The sequence below is a fragment of the Paenibacillus sp. SAFN-117 genome (assembly GCF_051966115.1).
In the GTDB taxonomy this organism is placed as follows: Bacteria; Bacillota; Bacilli; order Paenibacillales; family NBRC-103111; genus Paenibacillus_L; species Paenibacillus_L residui.
Genome location: NZ_JBQCLK010000003.1, coordinates 30,919 through 52,855, shown reverse-complemented (window position 1 = coordinate 52,855; position 21,937 = coordinate 30,919). Strand labels below are relative to the sequence as shown.

26 protein-coding genes are annotated in these 21,937 nt (G+C 51.6%); 23 read left to right on the top strand and 3 right to left on the bottom strand.

Annotation, left to right across the window (positions count from 1 at the left end; all coding sequences use genetic code 11):
* Positions 1 to 269 precede the first annotated feature (269 nt).
* On the top strand, positions 270 to 1,526 hold the full coding sequence (locus ACTHRH_RS03210) for an aspartate kinase (protein ID WP_144935710.1): 1,257 nt from the start codon (positions 270 to 272) through the stop codon (positions 1,524 to 1,526).
* Between the two features lie 4 nt (positions 1,527 to 1,530).
* On the opposite strand, the gene ACTHRH_RS03205 is transcribed toward ACTHRH_RS03210, so the two are convergent.
* Genes ACTHRH_RS03205 through ACTHRH_RS03195 form a run of 3 tightly spaced genes read right to left on the bottom strand, consistent with a single transcriptional unit; the run spans position 1,531 to position 3,784 of the window.
* On the bottom strand, positions 1,531 to 1,995 hold the full coding sequence (locus ACTHRH_RS03205; protein ID WP_144935708.1) for a DUF441 domain-containing protein: 465 nt from the start codon (positions 1,993 to 1,995) through the stop codon (positions 1,531 to 1,533).
* Between the two features lie 57 nt (positions 1,996 to 2,052).
* Positions 2,053 to 2,814, bottom strand: a complete 762-nt coding sequence (locus ACTHRH_RS03200; RefSeq protein WP_150960526.1) for a 2-phosphosulfolactate phosphatase — start codon at positions 2,812 to 2,814, stop codon at positions 2,053 to 2,055.
* A gap of 43 nt (positions 2,815 to 2,857) precedes the next feature.
* Positions 2,858 to 3,784 carry a phosphosulfolactate synthase gene (locus ACTHRH_RS03195; RefSeq protein WP_144935702.1) on the bottom strand — a complete coding sequence of 309 codons (927 nt, stop codon included), beginning with the start codon at positions 3,782 to 3,784 and terminating at the stop codon, positions 2,858 to 2,860.
* A 142-nt stretch (positions 3,785 to 3,926) separates the two neighbouring features.
* Here ACTHRH_RS03195 and ACTHRH_RS03190 point away from each other — a divergent pair, with 142 nt between their 5' ends.
* The 22 genes from ACTHRH_RS03190 (at position 3,927) to ACTHRH_RS03085 (ending at position 21,937) form a co-directional block, all read left to right on the top strand.
* Complete coding sequence (locus ACTHRH_RS03190; protein ID WP_144935699.1) at positions 3,927 to 4,193, top strand: YqhV family protein; 267 nt, start codon at positions 3,927 to 3,929, stop codon at positions 4,191 to 4,193.
* Between the two features lie 68 nt (positions 4,194 to 4,261).
* Positions 4,262 to 5,263, top strand: coding sequence for a stage III sporulation protein AA (gene spoIIIAA, locus ACTHRH_RS03185; RefSeq protein ID WP_440414061.1), 1,002 nt, complete (start codon positions 4,262 to 4,264; stop codon positions 5,261 to 5,263).
* Positions 5,256 to 5,774, top strand: a complete 519-nt coding sequence (gene spoIIIAB / locus ACTHRH_RS03180) for a stage III sporulation protein SpoIIIAB (protein WP_150960524.1) — start codon at positions 5,256 to 5,258, stop codon at positions 5,772 to 5,774. Before spoIIIAA ends, spoIIIAB begins: the two co-directional genes overlap by 8 nt.
* A gap of 48 nt (positions 5,775 to 5,822) precedes the next feature.
* Complete coding sequence (gene spoIIIAC, locus ACTHRH_RS03175; protein ID WP_144935690.1) at positions 5,823 to 6,026, top strand: stage III sporulation protein AC; 204 nt, start codon at positions 5,823 to 5,825, stop codon at positions 6,024 to 6,026.
* Positions 6,027 to 6,035: 9 nt separating this feature from the next.
* Positions 6,036 to 6,425, top strand: coding sequence for a stage III sporulation protein AD (gene spoIIIAD / locus ACTHRH_RS03170; RefSeq protein ID WP_144935687.1), 390 nt, complete (start codon positions 6,036 to 6,038; stop codon positions 6,423 to 6,425).
* Between the two features lie 32 nt (positions 6,426 to 6,457).
* Positions 6,458 to 7,651: a stage III sporulation protein AE gene (spoIIIAE, locus tag ACTHRH_RS03165; RefSeq protein ID WP_440414058.1), complete on the top strand. Its 1,194-nt coding sequence runs from the start codon at positions 6,458 to 6,460 to the stop codon at positions 7,649 to 7,651.
* 29 nt (positions 7,652 to 7,680) lie between these two features.
* Positions 7,681 to 8,439, top strand: coding sequence for a stage III sporulation protein AF (gene spoIIIAF / locus ACTHRH_RS03160; RefSeq protein WP_144935681.1), 759 nt, complete (start codon positions 7,681 to 7,683; stop codon positions 8,437 to 8,439).
* Positions 8,440 to 8,528: 89 nt separating this feature from the next.
* Complete coding sequence (spoIIIAG, locus tag ACTHRH_RS03155; protein WP_144935678.1) at positions 8,529 to 9,164, top strand: stage III sporulation protein AG; 636 nt, start codon at positions 8,529 to 8,531, stop codon at positions 9,162 to 9,164.
* Positions 9,165 to 9,221: 57 nt separating this feature from the next.
* Positions 9,222 to 9,869, top strand: coding sequence for a SpoIIIAH-like family protein (locus ACTHRH_RS03150; RefSeq protein ID WP_440414055.1), 648 nt, complete (start codon positions 9,222 to 9,224; stop codon positions 9,867 to 9,869).
* Positions 9,870 to 10,226: 357 nt separating this feature from the next.
* A complete protein-coding gene (accB, locus tag ACTHRH_RS03145; RefSeq protein WP_144935671.1) occupies positions 10,227 to 10,721 on the top strand; it encodes an acetyl-CoA carboxylase biotin carboxyl carrier protein in 495 nt (164 codons plus the stop codon).
* Between the two features lie 27 nt (positions 10,722 to 10,748).
* Positions 10,749 to 12,104 (top strand): acetyl-CoA carboxylase biotin carboxylase subunit, encoded by a 1,356-nt coding sequence (gene accC, locus ACTHRH_RS03140; protein ID WP_144935668.1) that lies wholly within the window; start codon positions 10,749 to 10,751, stop codon positions 12,102 to 12,104.
* A 183-nt stretch (positions 12,105 to 12,287) separates the two neighbouring features.
* Entirely contained in the window at positions 12,288 to 12,698 is a 411-nt protein-coding gene (locus tag ACTHRH_RS03135; RefSeq protein ID WP_144935665.1) for an Asp23/Gls24 family envelope stress response protein, read from the top strand.
* A 68-nt stretch (positions 12,699 to 12,766) separates the two neighbouring features.
* Complete coding sequence (gene amaP, locus ACTHRH_RS03130) at positions 12,767 to 13,327, top strand: alkaline shock response membrane anchor protein AmaP (protein ID WP_144935662.1); 561 nt, start codon at positions 12,767 to 12,769, stop codon at positions 13,325 to 13,327.
* Between the two features lie 14 nt (positions 13,328 to 13,341).
* On the top strand, positions 13,342 to 13,569 hold the full coding sequence (locus tag ACTHRH_RS03125; protein ID WP_144935659.1) for a DUF2273 domain-containing protein: 228 nt from the start codon (positions 13,342 to 13,344) through the stop codon (positions 13,567 to 13,569).
* 291 nt (positions 13,570 to 13,860) lie between these two features.
* Complete coding sequence (gene nusB, locus ACTHRH_RS03120; RefSeq protein WP_144935656.1) at positions 13,861 to 14,313, top strand: transcription antitermination factor NusB; 453 nt, start codon at positions 13,861 to 13,863, stop codon at positions 14,311 to 14,313.
* Positions 14,314 to 14,420: 107 nt separating this feature from the next.
* Complete coding sequence (folD, locus tag ACTHRH_RS03115) at positions 14,421 to 15,278, top strand: bifunctional methylenetetrahydrofolate dehydrogenase/methenyltetrahydrofolate cyclohydrolase FolD (RefSeq protein ID WP_144935653.1); 858 nt, start codon at positions 14,421 to 14,423, stop codon at positions 15,276 to 15,278.
* A 17-nt stretch (positions 15,279 to 15,295) separates the two neighbouring features.
* Positions 15,296 to 16,669: an exodeoxyribonuclease VII large subunit gene (gene xseA, locus ACTHRH_RS03110; protein ID WP_144935650.1), complete on the top strand. Its 1,374-nt coding sequence runs from the start codon at positions 15,296 to 15,298 to the stop codon at positions 16,667 to 16,669.
* Positions 16,644 to 16,898, top strand: a complete 255-nt coding sequence (gene xseB / locus ACTHRH_RS03105; protein WP_144935647.1) for an exodeoxyribonuclease VII small subunit — start codon at positions 16,644 to 16,646, stop codon at positions 16,896 to 16,898. The genes xseA and xseB overlap by 26 nt, the downstream gene beginning before the upstream one ends.
* Positions 16,895 to 17,800 (top strand): polyprenyl synthetase family protein, encoded by a 906-nt coding sequence (locus tag ACTHRH_RS03100; RefSeq protein ID WP_144935644.1) that lies wholly within the window; start codon positions 16,895 to 16,897, stop codon positions 17,798 to 17,800. The genes xseB and ACTHRH_RS03100 overlap by 4 nt, the downstream gene beginning before the upstream one ends.
* Before the next feature lie 783 nt (positions 17,801 to 18,583).
* On the top strand, positions 18,584 to 19,222 hold the full coding sequence (locus tag ACTHRH_RS03095) for a hypothetical protein (protein WP_144935642.1): 639 nt from the start codon (positions 18,584 to 18,586) through the stop codon (positions 19,220 to 19,222).
* On the top strand, positions 19,197 to 21,080 hold the full coding sequence (gene dxs, locus ACTHRH_RS03090) for a 1-deoxy-D-xylulose-5-phosphate synthase (RefSeq protein ID WP_379291376.1): 1,884 nt from the start codon (positions 19,197 to 19,199) through the stop codon (positions 21,078 to 21,080). The genes ACTHRH_RS03095 and dxs overlap by 26 nt, the downstream gene beginning before the upstream one ends.
* A 20-nt stretch (positions 21,081 to 21,100) precedes the next feature.
* The gene (locus tag ACTHRH_RS03085; protein ID WP_440414049.1) at positions 21,101 to 21,937 is read left to right on the top strand and encodes a TlyA family RNA methyltransferase; all 837 of its coding nucleotides are present in this window, start codon (positions 21,101 to 21,103) and stop codon (positions 21,935 to 21,937) included.

The following is a 21,937-nucleotide window of genomic DNA, read 5'->3' as shown; positions in this document are numbered from 1 at the left end:
ATCGAACCTTTCTGAGGCAGGGGGATAACATCGAAAGCTATAGCAAGAGGGTGGTTAAAGAAGCAGAAGAAACAGCGTTTCTCCTTAGCGTTACTTTTAGCAAATAAAATCCTATTGGAAGGCGAGGAAGTACCTGCCGCTGAATAGAATTAAACATGGCTTTTACCCTCGATTGTTCTGCAGGAGAATTTCACAGTTTCTTGTCACAATTTGTCGGGAGTATGCTATAATAGAAAATTGTTAAATGCTTGGGTGGGGAGTGAACCAACTTGTCATTAATCGTTATGAAATTTGGCGGCAGCTCTGTTGGGGATGCCGATCGCATGAAGCGTGTCGCGGCAAGAATAGTGGATAGACAAAGACAAGGAAACCGATGTGTTGTTGTGGTATCTGCTATGGGTGACACGACGGATGATTTGATAGATTTGTCCAAACAAATAGTTTCAGGCGCTCCTCCCGCTCGTGAGATGGATATGCTGTTATCTACCGGTGAGCAGGTTTCCATGGCGCTCTTGGCTATGGCAATCCGGGAATTGGGAGAATCAGCCGTATCTTATACGGGTTGGCAGGCCGGGATGATAACGGATCCTGTTCATAGCAAAGCCCGCATTACCGATATACGCCCGGACCGGGTTATTAAATCTGTAGAAGAGGGCCATATTGTCATTGTTGCCGGCTTCCAGGGAATGACTGAAGACGGACAGATTACGACGCTCGGCCGCGGAGGTTCGGATACGACGGCGGTAGCGTTAGCCGCAGCTATTAAAGCTGATTTATGTGAAATTTACACGGATGTGGACGGAATCTACTCGACCGATCCGCGGGTAGTTAAAGTCGCCCGTAAATTAAACGAGATTTGTTATGATGAAATGCTGGAGCTGGCCAATTTGGGTGCCGCGGTGCTGCATCCGCGCGCGGTAGAATACGCCAAGCATTATCAGGTCCCGCTGGTGGTACGATCCAGCTTCTCAACTAACGAAGGTACTTATGTGAAGGAGGAAGCAGTGATGGAGCAAGGGGTTGTCGTGAAGGGCATCGCCTACGATAAGAACGTGTCCCGCATTAGCATATTGGGGGTTCCGGAGAAGGTGGGGCAGCTGGCCAAAGTATTCTCCGCTCTTGCCAAAGAAGGCATCGATGTGGATATTATCGTGCAAAGCGGAGTCAAAGACGGAGCCGCCGATTTCTCGTTCACCGTCTCTTCCTCCGACAAAGACAGAGCTATGGAAGTGATTGCTTCCATTCAGTCCGAAATCGGATTCCGCGAAGCCGTATCTGAGGTTAACCTGGTGAAGGTTTCGATCGTCGGAGCGGGAATGGTCAGCAATCCCGGAGTGGCAGCCACCATGTTTGAGACGATTTCCGAGCTGGGTGTCAGTATCAATATGGTAAGCACATCCGAAATTAAAATGTCCTGTGTCATCGATGCCGACCGGTTGAACGATGTTGTTCGCGCGCTGCACACCGCTTACGGTCTGGATACGGATGTCCAGGCATTCGTTGGCGGACCGGCGGAACGGAGATAAGGGCCTAGCCGAAACGCTCGAAAATATAATTGAAAATTTTCAATAATAGAGCGGTTATTCCGGCGGCCATCAAGGGGCCTACCGGAATACCGCGCATGAAGACGATCCCGAAGATCGATCCGATTACCAGACCCACAATAATTTGTGGGTCTATTTTTAATAGTTCAAGCCCTTTGCCGTTCATATAAGTGGCGATCGCTCCTCCGGCAAGAGCAAGAATACCCGGCCAGGACGTGAAGACGGTGGATACTTCCTTCCAGGAAATTTTCTCGCTGGCAAAAGGCACGAGAACTCCCATAGTCAGGAACAGCAGGCCTAATTCAAGCCCTCTGCGCTCGATTCCCGGCAAATAGCGGTCCAGACTGACCAGCTTGACGACTAACAGTATGCAGGCAGCCGTTGTAATAATATGGGACCGTCCGATAAGACCGATAATGATCAATGCGACGAGGATGAAATTTCCGTTCATTCAGGATTGCCCCTTGTCCAAGTGGATTCTATTTAAGTGTATGAGGGGCATGTGGAATTAGAACAGGCTTTTGAGGGAGCTAGCAGGCTGCGGACTATCCGGCAAGGCCAACAAGCATACCTTCCGCTCCTCGTCCAGCACCGGCACGACCGGCATAGCATCGACCTGACAGCAGAACAGCACATCATCCTTACAGCCCAGACGACTGAGCCTGATTCCGTTGGCGCAGCTCAGAACGATACGGGACAAGTCCCTGCTTGCCTGACGATAGCTCTGTTCCATAGCCAGGCCGAAATCGTTCATCCTTCCTTCGTCTCCCAGACCGCGCAGGATCAATCCCCCGATCAATCCCGCGCACAGACCATCCTCCAGGGAAAATTGTCCCTGGGTGCCGGAGCAGAGCAGCATGACGTCTCTTCCAGATGCTGAGGCTGCGGCTGCGCAGGCTGACGCATTAAGGAAAGAACCGATGAACACCTGCTTGGCTTTCCTCGCTTTGCTTATGGCTGACGTTCCGTTAGTGGTGGTCATGACGATTTTTCTGCCTCTTACCGCAGGTGACATATATTCGGAAGGTGAATTTCCGAGATCGAATCCGGCTATTCGCTCGCAGTTGCGTTCGCCGCCGAGCAGATCGCCCGCTTCTTTCATTTCCCAGGCTTGCTGAATAGTTTTAACCGGTATGACCGATACGCAGCCATGAGACAGCCCTGTAACGATATTGCTGGTGGCGCGCAGAACGTCAATGACAACGACTGTTTTGTCAGCCAACTCTTGTTCTGTCTTCTCGTTAAGAGTGGGAATGACCTCAATCTGCATATTCTTTTCCTCTCTATTAACTTATTCATTCACAACAACAGCGTTATTTAGGTTTATGCAGGCTGCTCACCTTGGCGAGCGGTTCGTCAATACGCCATTCGGATGCTTCATACCCCAAATTGAGAGAATCACCGGTTTTTGCTGCGGGATCGGTTTCAATATCAAACTTCTGGGCGGCGGCCGCCAGCGTGAAGGTATCCGCACGCAGCCCTCGGCGAAGCGCCTCCAGCGAGAGAACTTCCTGCGGAGCTACGTTACCCAGATTGATCGTCGGCCCCAACCGGTTAATAAGATGGACCTGCTGGGATTTCTGAGGCGCTTCCCACATGAGAATATGCTGTCCCGGAATTTGGCTTAATACCTGCTCAATCTGATCGTCCCGGCATTCCCCGTTCTCATCGAAGATTCCGACCCCGGCTCCGGATTCTCTTCCCTCGATCGTTACCAATTCCGCTCCCAGCCGGATATCCTCATTCATGGTTTCCACCAACTCAGAGGCTTCAATGGTGGAGCCCCATCCTTTTTTTCCATATTCCGTGTAGACCTTCAATCCGTGTGAAAGCGCGCAGCTGATAAGCTCATTCCTTCTCCTACGGTCCAGATCAATGATTCCATCGGATATTTCAATGGAATTAAAGCCAATTTCCTTAATCATGGCAAAATATTCATCGACCGCCCCTCCATGGACAGCGACTTCCAGAAAAGTTCCTCCGGGATAAATGTCGATTCCGAAGGCTTTGGTCATTTCCACCTTGTGGGCCAAAAGACGCTTCGGATATAAGGGCGATGTGCCGAATCCGATTTTGATCATATCGATATACGGGGCTGTCGTGGCCAGCAAATCCTCCAGCGCATGCAGTCCCAGCCCTTTGTCAATCACCATGGTTTTACCGCAGGTCCGCGGCTTCTCTAATCGGCTTCGGGTCGGATCCGATAGAAGCGGATGCCAATCCAGTGAGGTTGCTTCCATAGAAATAATCTCCTCGCGTTAAGAATTGATTCCACATGTGACCATCATATGCATTTGAAAATAGCGTTGTGCCCATCATCCTAAAAAGAGACAAGCCCGCATAGAGTAGAGTAAATGAATCAAGAAGGAAGGGGGGAGTCTATTGATTAACAAAATCGTTATGAGCATGGCTTCGCTTCGGATTATATCGGGGAGCCTGGAAATTTTGGCCGCTCTGCTTATTCTTCGGCTCAATCAGGTGGACAAAGCTCTCTTGGTCAACACGGGTCTGGCGGTCGTCGGACCGATCGTTCTATTAACTACCACGACCATTGGTTTAATAGGAATCGCAGACAAGCTGTCCTGGGGTAAATTCGCTTGGGTGATTGTCGGGGTAACCTGCATTTTTATTGGGATTTTAAAAAAGTAATCTGTCATAAATCATTCGGCCAAGCATAAGTATGTTGTAGACACTGGACAACTTGGAGGCAGCCGAAAATGCTAGAGTCCTTAAAGAACATTCTACCTCATCCATTGAAATCCGCCGTAGAGCGTCTGCCTTCTCCTATCGGCTCTCAATTGGAAGAGCTGCGAATCAGGGAGGGCAGGCCTTTAGAGATTGGGTATGGGGGCCGCTATGGTTTCGTTACCCGGGAAGGGACGGTTGCCAGTCATCCGGCGGAAGCGATGCGTCCTACGAACGAAGATTGCACGATGCTGCTCGATCTGCTGACCAATCATTCGGTATATTCCTTCGAAGAAGAGCTGAGGCGAGGGTATATTACGATTGCCGGCGGGCATAGAGTAGGCCTGGCTGGTAGAACTGTCTTGGGCCAGGGGCAGGTGAAGCTGATCCGGGACATCTCCAGCTTCAATATCCGGGTCGCCCGGGAGAAGCCGGACAGCGGTCTTCCCGTATTGCCGCTGCTGCTGGACCGGGAGCGGCGAAAGGTTCGCTCCACTCTGATTGTTTCACCACCTCAGCACGGCAAGACGACAATCATCCGGGATTTGGCCAGATTGATCAGCGGTGGAGGGGCTTCATGGCCCCGGGAAATGGACACATTCAAAGTGGGCATCGTCGATGAGCGCTCCGAGATTGCAGCTTGCTACAAGGGGGTTCCGCGATTCGACGTCGGTCCGCGAACCGATGTGCTGGACTGCTGTCCCAAAGCGGAGGGGATGATGATGCTGATTCGTTCCATGTCGCCCGACGTGCTGATTGTGGATGAAATCGGCCGGGCCGAAGATGCACTGGCTGTTCACGAGGCGGCCCATGCAGGCATAGCGGTCATTGCCACCGCCCATGGAGCGGACCTCGCAGACATCCGCCGCCGGCCTGTTCTGAAGGAGCTTTGGGAATCCGGGGCTTTCGAACGCTATGTGCAATTGCGCAAAACAGGCTCCTCCGTTAGGGTCGAAGCGGCATACGACAGCGCCGGAAAGCGGCTTGATGCACTTGTGCCGGCCACGGGCCTGCGGAGGAAGGCGGATGCTTAAGCTGCTGGGAGGATTACTCATTATTGGTGCCGGAACGATGTTTGGCTTTTACCAATCGATGCAGCTCAGCAGACGCCCCAGGCAAATACGGGAGCTTATCCACATGCTGCAGAGACTGGAAACGGAAATTGGGTACGGCTCCACTCCTCTCTCGGATGCGCTTCTGGCTTCAAGCAAGTCTCTGTCGGAGCCTGTAGCCGTTCTGTTCCGCCGGGCCGCCGAATATTTGGACCAGCCTACGGGAATGACGACAGAGGCGTGCTGGCGCAAGGCCGTGGTCGAAGGCTGGCGGGATACCGCCATGAAAGCCGGGGAAAGAGAGGTTCTTCTGCAGCTCGGACATTCCCTTGGAATAACGGACAGAGAGGATCAGCTCAAGCATTTGCGGCTCGCCGTCAACCATCTGCTGGCGGAGGAGGAGCAAGCTGCCGAGGATCAGAGAAAGTATGCGAAAATGTGGAAAAGCCTGGGGGCGCTGGCCGGAGCTCTTATCGTTATTCTTGTTTACTAAATGGCTGGCCGCCAGCCAACGCTCGGAATGAAGAATGAGGTGCCGTCTATGAACGTGGATGTGAACGCGATATTCCAGATTGCGGGAATTGGCATCATCATTGCCATGATCCATACCGTACTCAAGCAGATGGGAAAGGAAGACATGGCTCACTGGGTCACCGTCATCGGCTTTGTCGTGGTGCTTTTCATGGTCGTCAGCATGCTGAACGATTTATTCAGGGAAATCAAGACGATATTTCTTTTTCAGTAGGTGAAGGCAGTGGAAATCATCCAAATTGTAGGGGTGGGCCTGCTTGCCACCATTCTGATTCTCGTCCTGAAGGAACAAATGCCGTTATTCGCATTCCTGCTCGCTGTTTTTACGGGGATCGTCATTTTTTTCTTCCTGCTTGGCAAAATCTCTTCGGTGATCAACGTTCTCGAGGGATTGGCACGTAATTCCGGGGTCAATCCCGTCTTTCTCAAGACGATTCTGAAGATTATCGGGATCGCCTACATAGCGGAATTCGGGGCGCAGATTGTCAGGGACGCGGGACAGGAAGCCATAGCCGCGAAGATTGAATTGTCCGGCAAAATTTTGATTATCGTCATGGCCATTCCCATCATAACTGTCATTATCGAAACCGTAGTCAAACTGCTGCCGGTTTGACGGTACGAAGCAAGCATAGGAGCTGATCGCCGATGACCCTGCGGAACAGATGGGCGTGGACGGCCCTGTGGCTGTTCATTCTTGTATTCGGCGCCTCGCTGGGAGAAACTGCAGCACACGCTATGGCGGGACCGGTTGATATCATCATACGGGAGCAAGCCGAGAATTTGCCGACGGACAAGGTGGAGCAGTTCTGGAACCGGCTGATGAAAGAATACGGCGGTTATTTTCCGGAAGGCCGGACTCCCGGATTTTTCGAACAGTTAATCCCGGGCCAACAGGGCTTCAGTTTCTCGGGAGTTTTGAAAGCAATTCTTTCTTACTTCTTTCACGAAATTTTGGTTAACGGCAAGCTGATGCTGACGATCGTGATTCTCACCGTATTCAGCATGATACTGGAAACCTTGCAGAGCGCCTTCGAGAAAAATGCGGTCAGCAAGATCGCCTACGCCATCTCTTACATGGTTCTGATCGTCATCGCGATCAACAGCTTTAACGTGGCCATCGGATACGCCAAGTCGGCCATTACCGACATGATCAATTTTATGATAGCGGTCGTTCCGCTGCTGATGACGATGCTTGCATCCATGGGAAATTTGGCCACCGTGTCCATCATGCATCCGCTGATCGTCTTTATGATCCATACCATTGGGACTGCCGTCTATGTATTTATTTTCCCGCTCCTGTTCTTCTCTGTAGTGCTGCATATTGTCAGCTCATTGTCGGACAGGTACAAGGTGACCCAATTGGCGAATCTTATTCGCAAGGTCAGTATGGGGTTGTTGGGCTTTTTTGCCACCGTCTTCCTTGGAGTGGTATCGGTTCAGGGGTTTTCCGGAGGTGCTGCAGACGGAGTGACCATCCGGACGGCCAAGTATATTACCGGGAACTTCGTACCTGTCGTCGGCAAGATGTTTACTGACGCTTCCGACACCGTCATTGGCGCGTCTCTTCTGGTCAAGAATGCGATTGGCCTGGTAGGTGTGGTCATCATTGTCCTGCTGTGCGCTTTCCCCGCGGTCAAAATATTAACGTTGGCCTTCATCTACCATTTGTCCGCGGCCGTCATTCAACCGATGGGTGACAGCCCGATTGTTACCTGCCTGCAAACGATAGGGAAGAGCATGATTTATATATTCGCGGCCATGGCGGTCGTCGGGCTGATGTTCTTCCTATCGATCACGATAATGATCACGGCCGGCAATATTTCCGTCATGATGAGATAGAAGATCGGGCAGTCTTGGAGGGGAAGAGGATGCAATGGCTTAGCGGCTGGTTGAAAGAATTGATATTGCTCATCTTGATTGCCACGTTTGCGGACTTGATTCTTCCTAACAATTCTTTACAGAGATATGTTAAAACAGTCATCGGCTTGTTTCTGATTCTGGTGCTTCTCTCTCCCGTCGTTCGCTTGCTGCAAAACCAGTGGGATGCGAATCGAATGATGAGGGCGGCCGAAGCCCTGCAGACGGAATCCGGCCGCCGAGGGATTCCTTCCCTGGAATCGATCACCCGCGAGGCGGAGAAGCTGGCAGCCTCCAATGAACGGCAGGCGGTGGCCATTCTGGAAACGAGGCTGGCGGAGGAAGTGAAGAAGGATTTGATTGAGAATACAACGGAACGGGTCGAGAGTGTCCAGATAACGGCGGGACAGGATTCCGAGGGGAAGCTGACGATTGAACGAATGAATATCGTTCTTGCCCTCGTTAAGCCGAAGGACGAGTCGTCCAAGGATGCCATTCCGGCTGCCGGCGGCCGGAAGATAGACATCGAACCGGTCCGGCCTATCGAGCCCGTTGAACCGGTAAAGCCGGTCATTATCGGCCGGGATTCGCCGCCGGAAGCGGAAGGGGCGACCGGGACAAGCGGGGGAGGCCGGTCTGCGGAGCTCGAATCCAGACGGGAGACGGTTATCCGGTATTTGCATACACAGTGGCAGATTGGGCCGGGGCAAATCCATCTAACCTTTGGGGGAAGGCCGGAAGGTACTAATGGCAATCGAACGAAGGGATGACGGGCATTCCGAACGCATCCGCGGTCTCCAATAGATGAATCAACGACAGCGATTCCGAAGTCCAATATGGGCTCGTAGTGAGGTGCCGTATGGGTAAGTGGAAACAAATGATAGAACAATGGATGAGCGGCGGCCCAGGCGGGCCTAAACGGATACAAGCCCTGCGAATGCTGCTCATTATCGGATTGGCGGGAGCAGCCCTGATGATTTTGAACTCCTTCATTACGGTCAAAGAGATCGATCCCGCGAGTACCGGACCGCCGTGGCGGGAGGACGCGCAGGAGACTATCGCCTTCGGGGGAGGCGGCAAGGACCGTTCGGTCTTCCGTGAATATGAGCAGGCTTACGAATCGCAATTGAAGGATATTTTGGCGAAGGTTGTAGGAGTCGGAGAGGTCGAAGTGCTGGTTACGATTGATTCCACGGAAGAGATAACCGTTGAGAAGAATACCCAGGAGAGCCAGCAGGTCACCAACGAGAGGGACCAGAACGGTTCCACGAGAAATAACTCGGATGTCACGCGCAGCAGTAACGCCGTCATGATGCAGCAATCGGGCGGCGAACAACCGCTCGTGCTGAAATATATCAAGCCGAAAATCAGGGGGGTGATGGTGGTAGCCAATGGCGCCGAAAATGCCACAGTCAAAAAGCTGATTGTCGAAGCCGTAAGCAGAGGCCTGGATGTTCCGGCCAACCGGATCTCGGTCGTTCCGCGCAAACAATAATTGCGGCAGGGGCAACACCCACCCATACCAAAGCGCATATCAAGGAGGAATAGATCAATGAATACCAAACGGCAAACGATATGGTTAGTTTCCATGCTCAGTTTAATGGTTGTGTTATCCGCCTACTATTTGTTCACCGAGGATGTAAACAAGATGGATTTAAATGCGGGCGGCGCAGCGCTGGAGCAGGTTAATGTGGATATTCAGCAGCTTGATCAGCATCCTAAGACCGATTCGGATCAGGCGGTTTCCGGCCAGGTTCAGAAGGAGACTGCCGGGCAGCAAGAAGCCGATAAGGGAGCGATCAGCCAGTCCGATCAGCAGATCCTGGAGCAATTGGAGAGCACGGCGACTTCCGGTGCCGACTATTTCTCCGCGTTGAGTCTGAAGCGGTTGGAAAGTCTGCAGAAACGGACCGAAGAATTGATGGAGCTGGCCAATAGCAAGGAGAAGAGCAGTGAGGAAGTGGGCCAGGCCTTGGAGGAGCTTCAGCAAATTGAAATGACTAACGCTAAAGTGGAAAGCTTGGAGGAACAGCTTACGCAAGACTATAAGAGCGCCATTGTTATGGAGCAGGACAATAAGTGGAAGGTCATCGTGCAAGCGGACAAATTGGAAAAAAGCGAAGCGGTCACCATTGCCGACTTGGTAATGACAGAAATGAACATAGGTCCTGAGAAAATTCAAGTACAATACATTCCATAAAAAAAGCTCCTGACGGAGCCTCTTCGAAGATGAATAACCCGGTATTAGAGGTAGCTTTTTATGCCAATTAGAAAGTTGTTCCATTTTAATGCTTTAATGAACTTAAACTTTCTAATGTGGTAAAAAAGAATCCTGTCGAAAATTCCGTTTTCAGCGTTTTTTTCTCGCTTTTTGTCGCCGGAGCCCGGGTAAACTGGGCTCTTTCCATTTCCATCGTTTATGTTATAATTACTAACGTTGCAAGTGATGCCGCTGCCTGTCCTTCCATAAGGACAGTGTCATTTTACAAATTCCAAAGCCCTATGCTTTCGAAGCCGGTTTTTGCTTCGCAAAAACATTAAGGAGTGAACGAGTTTCATGTTTAAATTAAGTGAAATCAAGGAATTGATTCAACTGGTGGATCAGTCCTCCCTTCAGGAATTGGAGATCCAGAATGAAAATTGCAAGCTGTTCATCCGCAAGCCTTCTCCATCCAAATCGGAGACGGTCTACGTAGCTTCGGCCCCCCAGCAGCAGGTCGCAGCCACTCCACAAGCTTCGCCATTACCTCAGGCCGCTGCCGTTCAAGCGGAAGCCGAGAGCAAGGATGGCCAACAACCTGACAGGTCCCATTTACATACAATCACATCGCCTATGGTCGGCACATTCTATTCGGCTCCTTCCCCGGAAGCACCGCCATTTGTCAGTGAAGGCTCCAAGGTTAAAGAAAACACAGTGGTTTGTATTGTTGAAGCGATGAAGCTGATGAATGAAATCGAAGCCGAAGTAAACGGAGAAATAGTCGAGGTTCTTGTAGATAACGGTCAGCTCGTTGAATTCGGTCAGCCTTTGTTCCTGGTTAAACCGATATAATCAGCCATACCTTCAGGAGGAAATCGAATGAAGTTCCAAAAAATATTAATTGCAAACCGTGGTGAAATAGCTGTCCGAATCATTCGCGCTTGCCGGGAATTAGGGATTTACAGCGTGGCGGTTTATTCCGAAGCCGACCGTGATTCGCTGCATGTCAAGCTGGCGGACGAGGCCTACTGCATCGGTCCTACGCTTTCCAAGGACAGCTATCTTAATTTTACGAATCTGATGAGTGTTGCCACACTTACGGAAGCGGACGCGATTCACCCGGGCTACGGATTTCTTGCGGAGAACGCCGACTTTGCGGAAATTTGCGAGCGATGCAACATTACCTTCATAGGCCCATCGCCGGATGCGATTTCCCGGATGGGGGACAAGTCGGTAGCCAAGCAGACGATGAAGGAAGCCGGAGTCCCGGTCATCCCGGGTTCGGACGGTCTGATCGTTGAAGTGGAGGATGCTGTCCGGATAGCCCGTGAAATCGGGTATCCCGTCATTATCAAGGCCACCGCAGGCGGCGGGGGCAAGGGGATAAGGATTGCCGAGAACGAGGAATCGCTCATCCAGCAGATTACGACCGCACGTCAGGAAGCGGAGAAGGCGTTCGGAAACGCAGGCGTATATTTGGAGAAATACTTGACGGGCATGAAGCACGTTGAAATACAGATCATTGCCGACAAGTATGGGAACGTTGTTCATTTGGGCGAAAGGGATTGCTCTGTCCAGCGCAGGAGACAGAAGCTGGTGGAAGAAGCTCCATGCCCGGTATTGACGCCGGAAATTCGGGAAAGAATGGGAGAAGCGGCCGTTCGCGCCGCGAAAGCCGTTCAGTATTCGGGGGCGGGAACGCTGGAGTTTCTGCTCGGACCGGATGGAAACTTCTATTTTATGGAAATGAATACGAGAATTCAGGTGGAGCACCCGGTTACCGAAATGATCACGGGCGTCGATATCATCAAGGAAATGATTATGGTTGCACAAGGAGAAGCGCTGTCCATCTCTCAAGAGGATGTTCAAATCGACGGCTGGGCGATAGAATGCCGAATCAACGCAGAGGACCCGGACCGGAATTTCATGCCTTCGCCGGGGCAGATCGATTTCTATCTCGCACCGGGAGGATTCGGGGTCCGCGTCGACAGTGCAGCTTATCCCGGGTACATGATATCCCCCCATTACGACTCCATGATTGCCAAGCTGATCGTATGGGGCAAGACGCGGGAGGAAGCGATAGAACGAATGAAACGCGCACTGATCGAATTTGCGATTGATGGGATCAAGACGACGATTCCTTTCCATCTCAAGCTGCTGAACCATCCGAAATTTCTTAAGGGAGATTTCGATATCAAGTTTCTGGAAGAATATGATGTCAATAAGCAAGGGTAGCCTATTGGCTGTTCGAAGCAAGATGACCGGGAGAGTTCGATCTTTCGCCTGAATTTCCAAGAACCCGGCCCGAAAGAACTTGGATTGTCATATTTTTTCAGCAATGGTATAGTATTTAGATAAGACAGACCTGTCCTTGTACGAGATTCGCACGGTCTGAAAGCGATCAGGAGGTCATTTATTATGAGTACAATTGCCCCGGATTATGAGAAAACGGATTTGGGCAACATTCAGATTGCCCCGGAAGTCATTGAGGTAATTGCCGGTCTGGCAACGATTGAGGTGCCTGGCGTCGCGGGAATGAGCGGCGGTTTCGCGGGCGGTATCGCCGAGCTGCTGGGACGGAAGAACCTGTCCAAGGGAGTCAAGGTGGAAGTAGGACAGAAGGAAGCCGCGATCGATGTTTCTATCATTGTTGAATTCGGTCATAAGATTCCGGAGGTAGCCGGAGAGATTCAACAGAACGTCAAGCAGGCGATTGAGTCGATGACCGGTCTGGATGTAGTGGAAGTCAACGTACATATTCATGATGTTCAATTTAAAGCCGTGGATAAGACGAACGAAGAAGAAACGGCTGTTCAACGTGTTAAGTAAGCCCGCTGAAACCGACTTTAACCCCCTCTTCCAAGCAGGGGGTTTCCTTTAAGGAGGGACAAGCCGCAGTGGCCAAAATCATCGACCGATTGTTATTGTTTATATTCAGTTTGTTTATTATCGTGGCGGCCAGTGTTATGCTGATAGCTACGTTTAATGCTATTCCTATGGAGACGACCAAAAAATTCGTAGAGCAGGTCTATACGGAATATCCGACAGCCGCCGCAGTGATCGCCACGCTCGTCGTCGTTATTCTGATCAGCATCCGGCTATTTGTCATAGCTGTACGTCCGGCTCAAGCGAATGCGGCTTCCATTGATCAGAGAACCGATTATGGAGATATTAGAATATCGCTGGATACGGTTGAGAACCTCGCTTTGAAATCCGCCAACCGGACCCGCGGGGTCAGAGATTTGCGTGCGAGAGTGCGCGTAAGCAATTCCGGGATTGAAATTGAATTGCGCACGGTCGTCGACGGCGAGACGCCTATTCCCGAGATGACCGAGGAGATCCAGCAAGCCGTTAAGCAGTATGTGGAGGAAATCACAGGAATTCCGGTAGCTATCGTTTCGGTCTATGTGGCCAATATCGTCCAGTCCTCCCCAACGTTCAAAAGCCGGGTTGAATAAAGGGGGGTACCGGGATGTTTAAACAGATGCTGGAGGATCGTCCGGGGACCGTCATCGGAACGTTAGGCGGAATTATTCTCGGCATTCTTTATTTGATAGTCGGTTTCTGGGATATGCTGATTTTTGCTTTTATCGTATTTATCGGGTATTATGTTGGAAAAAAAATCGATCTCAAGGAGCTTCGGCTGCAAGCGGGGAACCTTTGGCAATGGTTATCGGAAAGATGGAGAATGTTCAGATAAAATTCCTGCAAAGGACAACTACTCTGATCCGGTTGTTCCTTGCAGGTTTTTTGGCTTTGGATAGAGCCGGGGAAATAGCCCTGGATTTCATGCAGGAAGCTTTCCTGGGCAGAGGTTTCGCGGGGGCAGAAGCTTTATTGGAATAGGGTTAACGGGGCCGCTCGGATTCCGCCGGGATAACCGGAACGTATAGTAGGCTTAACCGCTGAACGCAGAAATTTAGCTGCCAAATTCATCTTCGAAAAGGTTCCGTCAGGAGCTTTTTTACCCTAGATCACAGGAGGAAAATCAATGAAACGGCGCTTAGCCAGAGAATTAGCATTGCAGAGCCTTTATCAAATGCAAATGAACGAGGTCACTTCACGGGAAGCGATTCAGATGGCCATCGAAGAGGCGGTCCATGAGAATGAGGCCGGACTGGAGGTCACTAATGAAGAGATCAGCACCGAGTACATCCGGGAGCTGGTGGATGGAACCTATAACCGTCTTGAGGAGATAGACCGGCTGCTGGAGAAATACATCAAAGGCTGGAAGATGGACCGGCTTTCGAAGGTGGACCGAGAAATACTGCGTCTGGCCACCTACGAAATGATTTACCGGGACGACGTACCGGCGAAGGTTGTCGTCAACGAGGCGATTGAACTGGCCAAGCACTTCGGCAGTGAGGAATCGGGCAAATTCGTTAACGGGGTTCTCGGACAGATGATTCGCGAAGTCGATCAAATCAAAGTGAATTTACAATAAAACACGAACATTCAGCTAGTTTTCCTTCTTATTTTTCGCCTTTACACTACCCGCTCAAAAGGTTAAACTGAAATTAGGAAAACCCTTGACACTAAGGAGGAAAATGAATGGCAGCGGAGAGAATTAACGGAAAACAGATCGTGGCTGAAATCCGCGAGCAAATTTCACAAGAGGTTCAGAGCTTGAAGGATAAAGGAATCCAGCCCGGATTGGCGGTTGTGCTTGTTGGGGACGACCCGGCTTCTGCCGTTTATGTTAGGAATAAGGCGAAGTCCTGCGCGGATGTCGGAATTCATTCCGAGGTCTACCGGCTTCCGGCCGAAACGAGTCAATCGGAGCTATTGCAATTAATCGGGAAGCTTAATGCAGACAGCCATATTCACGGAATTCTGGTGCAGCTTCCGCTGCCTGCTCATATTAACGAAGACGCAGTCATTGACGCCATATCGCCGGACAAGGATGTCGATTGCTTCCATCCCGTCAATGTAGGCAACCTGATGATCGGCAAGCCGGGAATGCTTCCGTGTACGCCTGCGGGGGTTATCGAGGTTTTGAAGAAGATCGGTATTTCGATCGAAGGTAAGCACGCCGTCGTAGTGGGCCGCAGCAATATTGTCGGCAAGCCTATGGCGATGCTGTTATTGCGCGAGAATGCAACGGTTACCGTCTGCCATTCCCGTACTCCGAATATGGAGGAAATAACGAAGCAGGCCGACATTCTGGTTGTTGCCGTGGGCCGGGCGCAGATGATAGAGGCCAGACATATCAAACCGGGGGCCGTAGTCATTGACGTCGGCATGAACCGTCTGGATAACGGAAAGCTGACGGGAGATGTTCATTACGATGATGCCGCGCAAGTGGCGGGCTATATTACTCCCGTACCCGGATGTGTCGGACCCATGACGATTACCATGCTGCTGCAGAATACGCTGCAGGCCGCCAAGAACAAGGCATCTCAAGCCTAGACAAGCGAAAGGTGAACATGAACCGGGATACGATATTTTCTGTAAAAGATCTTACCCGGCATATCAAGGTGACACTGGAAGGCGATGAGCGGCTGCAAAATGTTTGGGTAAGAGGAGAAATTTCGAACTTTACCCACCATTCGAGCGGGCACATGTATTTTACGCTTAAAGACGCCCAAAGCCGGGTAAAGAGCATTATGTTCAACTCCCACAACCAAAGGCTGTCCTTCGTTCCCAAGGAAGGGATGAGGGTGCTGGCGAGAGGGAGTATCTCCATTTATGAAAGAGACGGCCAGTACCAGTTTTATATCAATCAGATGCAGCCCGACGGGATAGGAAACTTGTATCTTGCCTTTGAACAGTTGAAGAAGAAGCTGGAAGCCGAGGGTTTATTCGCGGCGTCGCGCAAGAGGCCGATTCCCCGTTTTCCCCGGGCCATCGGGGTAGTGACTTCGCCCACCGGGGCAGCCGTCCGGGATATTATGACCACCTTGCAGCGGAGGCTCCCTTCGGTGCCGGTACAATTATACCCGGTGCTTGTCCAGGGAAAGCAGGCGGCACCCTCGATCGTCAAAGCGATTGAGACATTCAACCGGACAAGGGAGGTTGACGTGCTCATCGTCGGGCGAGGGGGCGGTTCGCTAGAGGAGCTGTGGGCCTTCAATGAAGAGATCGTCGCCCGCAGCATTTACGCCTCGGAAATTCCCGTTATATCCGCGGTTGGGCATGAGACGGATTTTACGATAGCCGATTTCGTTGCCGATCTGAGGGCGGCAACGCCTACCGCGGCGGCAGAACTGGCGGTTCCCCATCATATGGAACTGAAGCAGCAGCTTCATTATTCGGTTCATCGGCTGCGTCGCGGATTGTACCGAATGCTTCAGGAGCAGCGCGAAAGACTCGACCGGATTAACCGGTCCCAGGTTCTTACGAATCCGCTCAAGCAGCTCCAGCAGCCGGCGGAGCGCTTGGACAGGCTTAAGGAACAACTGCAATTCCGCATTCAGCAGCGATTGTCCGAAGCCAGGAGGAAGCAGTCCCGTCTGGAACAGGCTATCAGCGGCTATAATCCCAAGCGGCAAGCGGAATATGCCCGCAGGCGAACAGCGGACTCGTACAAGCGCATGGTCCAGGCTATGCAGGTGATGTACCGGATGGAGCGAAGCCGGTTCGAATCCCAACTGCGACAGTTGGATTCTCTAAGCCCGCTGAAAATTATGCAGCGCGGATACAGTCTGGTCTATGACGAACAGGAGAAGCGGTTGATCAAATCGATTCGGAGCGTGCAGCCCGGGGATATAGTGAAAGTAAGGTTGACGGACGGACAATTGGATTGCCATGTATGGGGGATGGAGGAAAGGAACGATGACAACGGACAAAACGGAGCTTAGCTTCGAGCAAGCGATGGATAAGCTGGAGGAAATCGTAACCCAGTTGGAAAATGGAGATGTGCCGCTTGAGAAAGCGATTGGCTTATTTCAGGAAGGGATGGAGATGTCCCGGATGTGCAGCCAAAAGCTGGACCAGATCGAACGCAAAATCGAGATGCTGGTGGAGGAGAACGGCACGATAGGCAAGAAGCCTTTTCTAGCGGAAATGGATGAAGGTGAATCAGTTTGAACCGAACTCTAAATATCCAGCAGTATATTAAAGCCTCGGCTGCATCGGTGGAGCAGGAGCTTAAACGTTCGATTCCCGAAGAATGGGAAATACCGGACACCCTGCGGGAAGCGGTCATGTATTCGCTTCTGGCCGGAGGCAAAAGGCTGCGGCCTGTTCTCATGATGGCGGCTGTGGAGGCGCTGGGAGGCGAAGCCGAGACGGCTTTGCCTGTTGCTTGTGCCGTCGAGATGATCCATACCTATTCGCTGATCCATGACGATCTGCCGGCAATGGATAACGATGATTACCGCCGGGGCAAGCTGACGAACCATAAGGTCTACGGGGAAGCCATGGCTATTCTTGCCGGGGATGCTCTGCTTACGCATGCGTTCTACACAGCTGCCCAAGTGTCCCGCAGAGCCGAGGTTCCCGCTGAACGGGCTCTCGCCATTATCGAAATGCTGTCCGAGCTGGCAGGGCCCAAGGGGATGGTAGGCGGACAAGTGGCCGATATGCTCGGTGAGCAGGGGTTGACCAAGCAAGAAGAGCTGGACGGTATCCATAGGCATAAGACCGGGGACTTGATTGTATTTTCGCTCAAAGCGGGAGGGATTCTCGGGGGAGCCAATGCGGAACAATTGACTGCCCTGGAACGATTCGGATACAAGATCGGGCTGGCCTTTCAAATTCAGGACGATATTCTTGATATTACCGGCGACGAGAAGAAGCTGGGCAAATCGGTCAACAGCGACGAGAAGCAGCAGAAGGTGACCTATCCGTATCTTATCGGCCTTGAGGCCTCGCGGCGGAGAGTGGAGAAGCTCACGGAAGAAGGGAAGCAAGCGATCGCTTCCGCAGGCTTCGTTCATCCCGAGCGGTTGAATGATCTTGCCGATTATTTAATGCAGCGCGATTATTGATAGAAGCGCTTTACGCAGGAGATTTGCGCTTATTTGGACGGATACCCCATTTTTCTGTAAGAAGGCTTCCATTGAGAAGGATTTGACTCCTGTGCTATAATGGTAGTCATTATAGGGTGGCGCAGTATTCTAGTCAGTCTACCATTTCTGAGGGCGGGCCTAAAAATTCGCCAAAGGGCACATCGATGAAGTTCCTGGTGTTGGCTTCTAACGCCCAGTTGGGGGCTGATGCTGGGAGTTAAGGTTGGAGGGCGATCCACAAAGGCATGTGGGCGTTGACCCTACTTCCGCGGAGGCCCAAGTTCGTGGCTTTTGCGCCACCGTGCGCTCGGCTACGGCTTGGGGTATGAACCTGCAAAGGCGAGCCTCACTTGTATCAGGGCGGTCAGCCCATGTATACTAAAACGGCTTGCGTGCAGCGTAGCCTGCCTTGAGTGAGTCAGAGGGGATTACAGAAAGTAGGACACTGTTTTTTCGGCCAAAAAAACAGTGGCTGGATGCTGTATGAAATCTGGCTTGCAAAAGAGGCTAAGGAATGGTTAAGGACTGCTGAGGAAAACTCCTAGACTGTTCACTTTCGTGAGGCTTTTTGGGGATTATAGTGTGGACTAAGTGGTAATCCAGTCTGGCGGTCGGTGACGGCGTCAAGACAGGCATAAAGGGAAACCGCCCTGTCGGCGACGACAGGGAGACTTGTCTGGGAAAACCTACTGGACCTAAGCCACAGCGTTTACTCAAGAAGCTGCCACTCCAATCCATGGAATGGGAGACGGTTTTCGAATAATGAAATATTCGTTAAGGCACTCCATGAAATGGAGTATTTTTATATCGGTTGTCACCTTCCTTCTGGCCAGCCTGTTTACGGTTACCTCGACATCTGTTCTCGAAGGAGTTTCCTGGGGCGTCGGGATGATTATTGTTTTAGTGCTGGTTCTGATCGGAGTCTTTTTTGATATATTGGGCTTGGCTGCCGCGGCGGCCAGTGAGGCCCCTTTTCACGGAATGGCATCGGAACGGGTCAGGGGTTCTAAGCATTCCATATACATTGTCCGCAATGCGGATCGGTTTTCGAACTTTTGTAATGACGTTGTAGGGGATATATCCGGGGTGATTAGCGGTGCGGCATCCGCAGTTGTCGTGATCAAGCTGATGGGCAACATCGGGAGCAGCAGCCAGGCGCTAAGCATTGCGGTCAGCGTAGTTTTTACGGCATTGGTTTCGGCCTTGACCGTCGGCGGCAAAGCGATGGGTAAATCGTTTGCTATCCATTATTCAACGGATATCGTGCTCATGATCGGGAAATTATTCTATTATCTGGAGCGTCATCTGAAGATTCGATTCTTTAACCCGAAAAAGCGGAAGCGCAAATCACTCAACGGGAAGCGAGGGAATAAACGTGCTCGAACTAGTGAATCAGCCTGAAGATTTAAAGAGGCTGTCCGTAGCTGAATTGGAAATTTTGGCCGATGAAATCCGTCAATTTTTAATTGAAAAGCTTTCGGTCACCGGGGGCCACCTCGCCCCAAACTTGGGTGTTGTTGAGCTTACGCTGGCGATGCACTATTTGTTTGATAGCCCGAAAGACAAATTTATTTACGACGTAGGCCACCAGTCCTACGTACATAAGATATTGACCGGACGCAAGGATCAATTCCATACCCTGCGCAAGTACAAGGGCTTGTGCGGCTTTGTCAAAAAATCCGAAAGCGAGCACGATGTATGGGAGGCCGGCCACAGCAGCACCTCTCTGTCCGCTGCTATGGGGATGGCGGTTGCCCGGGATTTGAAGGGCGAGGATAATAAAATTATCGCCGTTATCGGAGACGGAGCTATGACCGGGGGTATGGCCCTGGAAGCCATGAATCATATCGGTCATGAGAAGAAGAGGATGATCGTTGTCCTGAATGACAATGAAATGTCCATTGCTCCGAATGTCGGCGCTATTCATAATTATTTGAGCCGGATTCGATCGGATAAGCATTACAAGAAGGCCAAGGAAGAGGTCGAGAATATATTAAAGAAAATTCCCGCCATCGGGGATTCTTTGGCCAAGAAAGCCGAGAAAATAAAAGACAGCTTCAAATATTTGTTAGTGAACGGAGTGCTTTTTGAGGAGCTGGGCTTCACTTATATGGGGCCGATTGACGGGCATAACCTTCCTCTTCTGTTGGATTCGTTCCAGCAGGCGGATAAGGTGGATGGTCCCGTCTTGCTGCATGTCGTTACCATTAAGGGCAAAGGCTACAAGCCGGCGGAGGCCAACTCTCAGGCTTGGCACGGAGCGAGCCCTTACAAAATCGAGTCCGGCCAGATGCTGAAATCGGTAGGTCCGCCAATGTATACCGAAGTGTTCGGCAGTACGCTTATCGAGCTGGCAGAACAAGATTCCCGGATTATTGCGGTGACTCCCGCGATGTCGGCTGGCTCCGGTCTGCTTAAATTCGCTGAACGTTTTCCAAACCGGATGATTGATGTCGGTATCGCCGAGCAGCATGCCGCCACCCTCTGCGGGGCTCTGGCGGGTGAAGGAATGAAGCCGGTATTCGCGGTCTATTCGACCTTCCTGCAGAGAGCGTATGACCAGGTGGTGCACGATATTTGCCGGCAAAATCTGAACGTCGCCTTCGCCATTGACCGTGCGGGGTTCGTTGGACCCGATGGGGAAACCCATCAAGGTGTGTATGATATTGCTTATTTAAGAAGCATTCCGAATATGGTGCTGATGATGCCCAAGGACGAGAATGAATTGCGCCATATGCTGAAAACAGCCATTGAGTACAACGAGGGGCCGATTGCTGTGCGCTATCCGAGGATCAATGGTCTGGGAGTGGCGATGGATGAGCAGATGAAGCCCATACCGATAGGGACGTGGGAAGTCGTAAGGGAAGGTGCCGGTTACGCCATTCTCGCGGTTGGACCGATGGTGCAGCTTGCCGAGCAGGCGGCTGAGCTGTTGAAGCCGCAAGGGATGAATGTGCGTGTAATTAACGCCCGCTTCATCAAGCCTTTGGATGAAGCAATGCTGCTGCAATTGGCCAAAGAGCGGGTCAACTTGATCACTATGGAAGAAGGCGCAGCAATGGGCGGCTTCGGAAGTGCGGTGCTCGAGTTCTATGCGAATAAAGGTATTTATGGAATGCAGATTAAGCCGATCGGAGTGCCGGATTATTTTGTAGAGCATGGAAGCATTGCTGAACAGCGGACAGAGGTCGGGCTCACTCCCGAAAATATCGCGCTGCAAATTCAGGCCATGCTGCCCCGCAAAAAAGTCAGAGCCTAGAACGGAGAATAGGTAAAGGAATGCCTTCGGATAAAGAAAGAATTGATTTGCTGTTAGTGGAGCGAGGCTATTATGGCAGTCAGGAGAAAGCTAAAGCAGCCATCATGGCCGGAATAGTCTTCGTCGGTGAGGAACGTGTGGAGAAAGCGGGGACCAAGGTTCCCCGTTCTTCCGCGCTGCGGGTCAAAGGCGCCTCGCATCCCTATGTAAGCCGTGGAGGGCTTAAGCTGGAGAAAGCTCTCCGGACCTTCGGGATCGATCTTCGGGAGAAGGTGATGCTGGATATAGGAGCCTCTACCGGCGGCTTTACCGACTGTGCCCTCCGGCACGGCGCTTCCTATGTCTATGCCGTTGATGTCGGTTATAATCAGCTCGATTGGGCCATTCGCAGCGATAAGCGAGTGTGTGTTATGGAGCGGACGAACTTCCGCTATTTGGAGCCGGATGCGCTACAAGGCCCGAAGCCGGAATTCGCATCGATTGACGTTTCGTTTATTTCGCTCAAGCTCATCCTGCCTCCTCTTAAGGCTATACTGGGAGCGGGTTCGGAAACCGTTGCGCTGATCAAGCCGCAATTTGAAGCGGACAGAGGCCAGGTCGGCCCATCGGGGGTCGTCCGCAGCCAGGACGTTCATCGGGAGGTTCTGGCCGATATTCTCGATTATGCATCAGAATTAGGATTCGCGCTTCAGGGGCTGACCTTCTCACCGATAACCGGAGGGGAAGGAAACATCGAGTTTTTGGCTTATTGGAAGCTGGCTGACACCGCAGGGGAGATGCCGGATGGAATGAACGGATTGATCAGTGAAGTCGTTAGTGAGGCGGCTTGTACATTAGTGGGGAACCCATCGGAATGA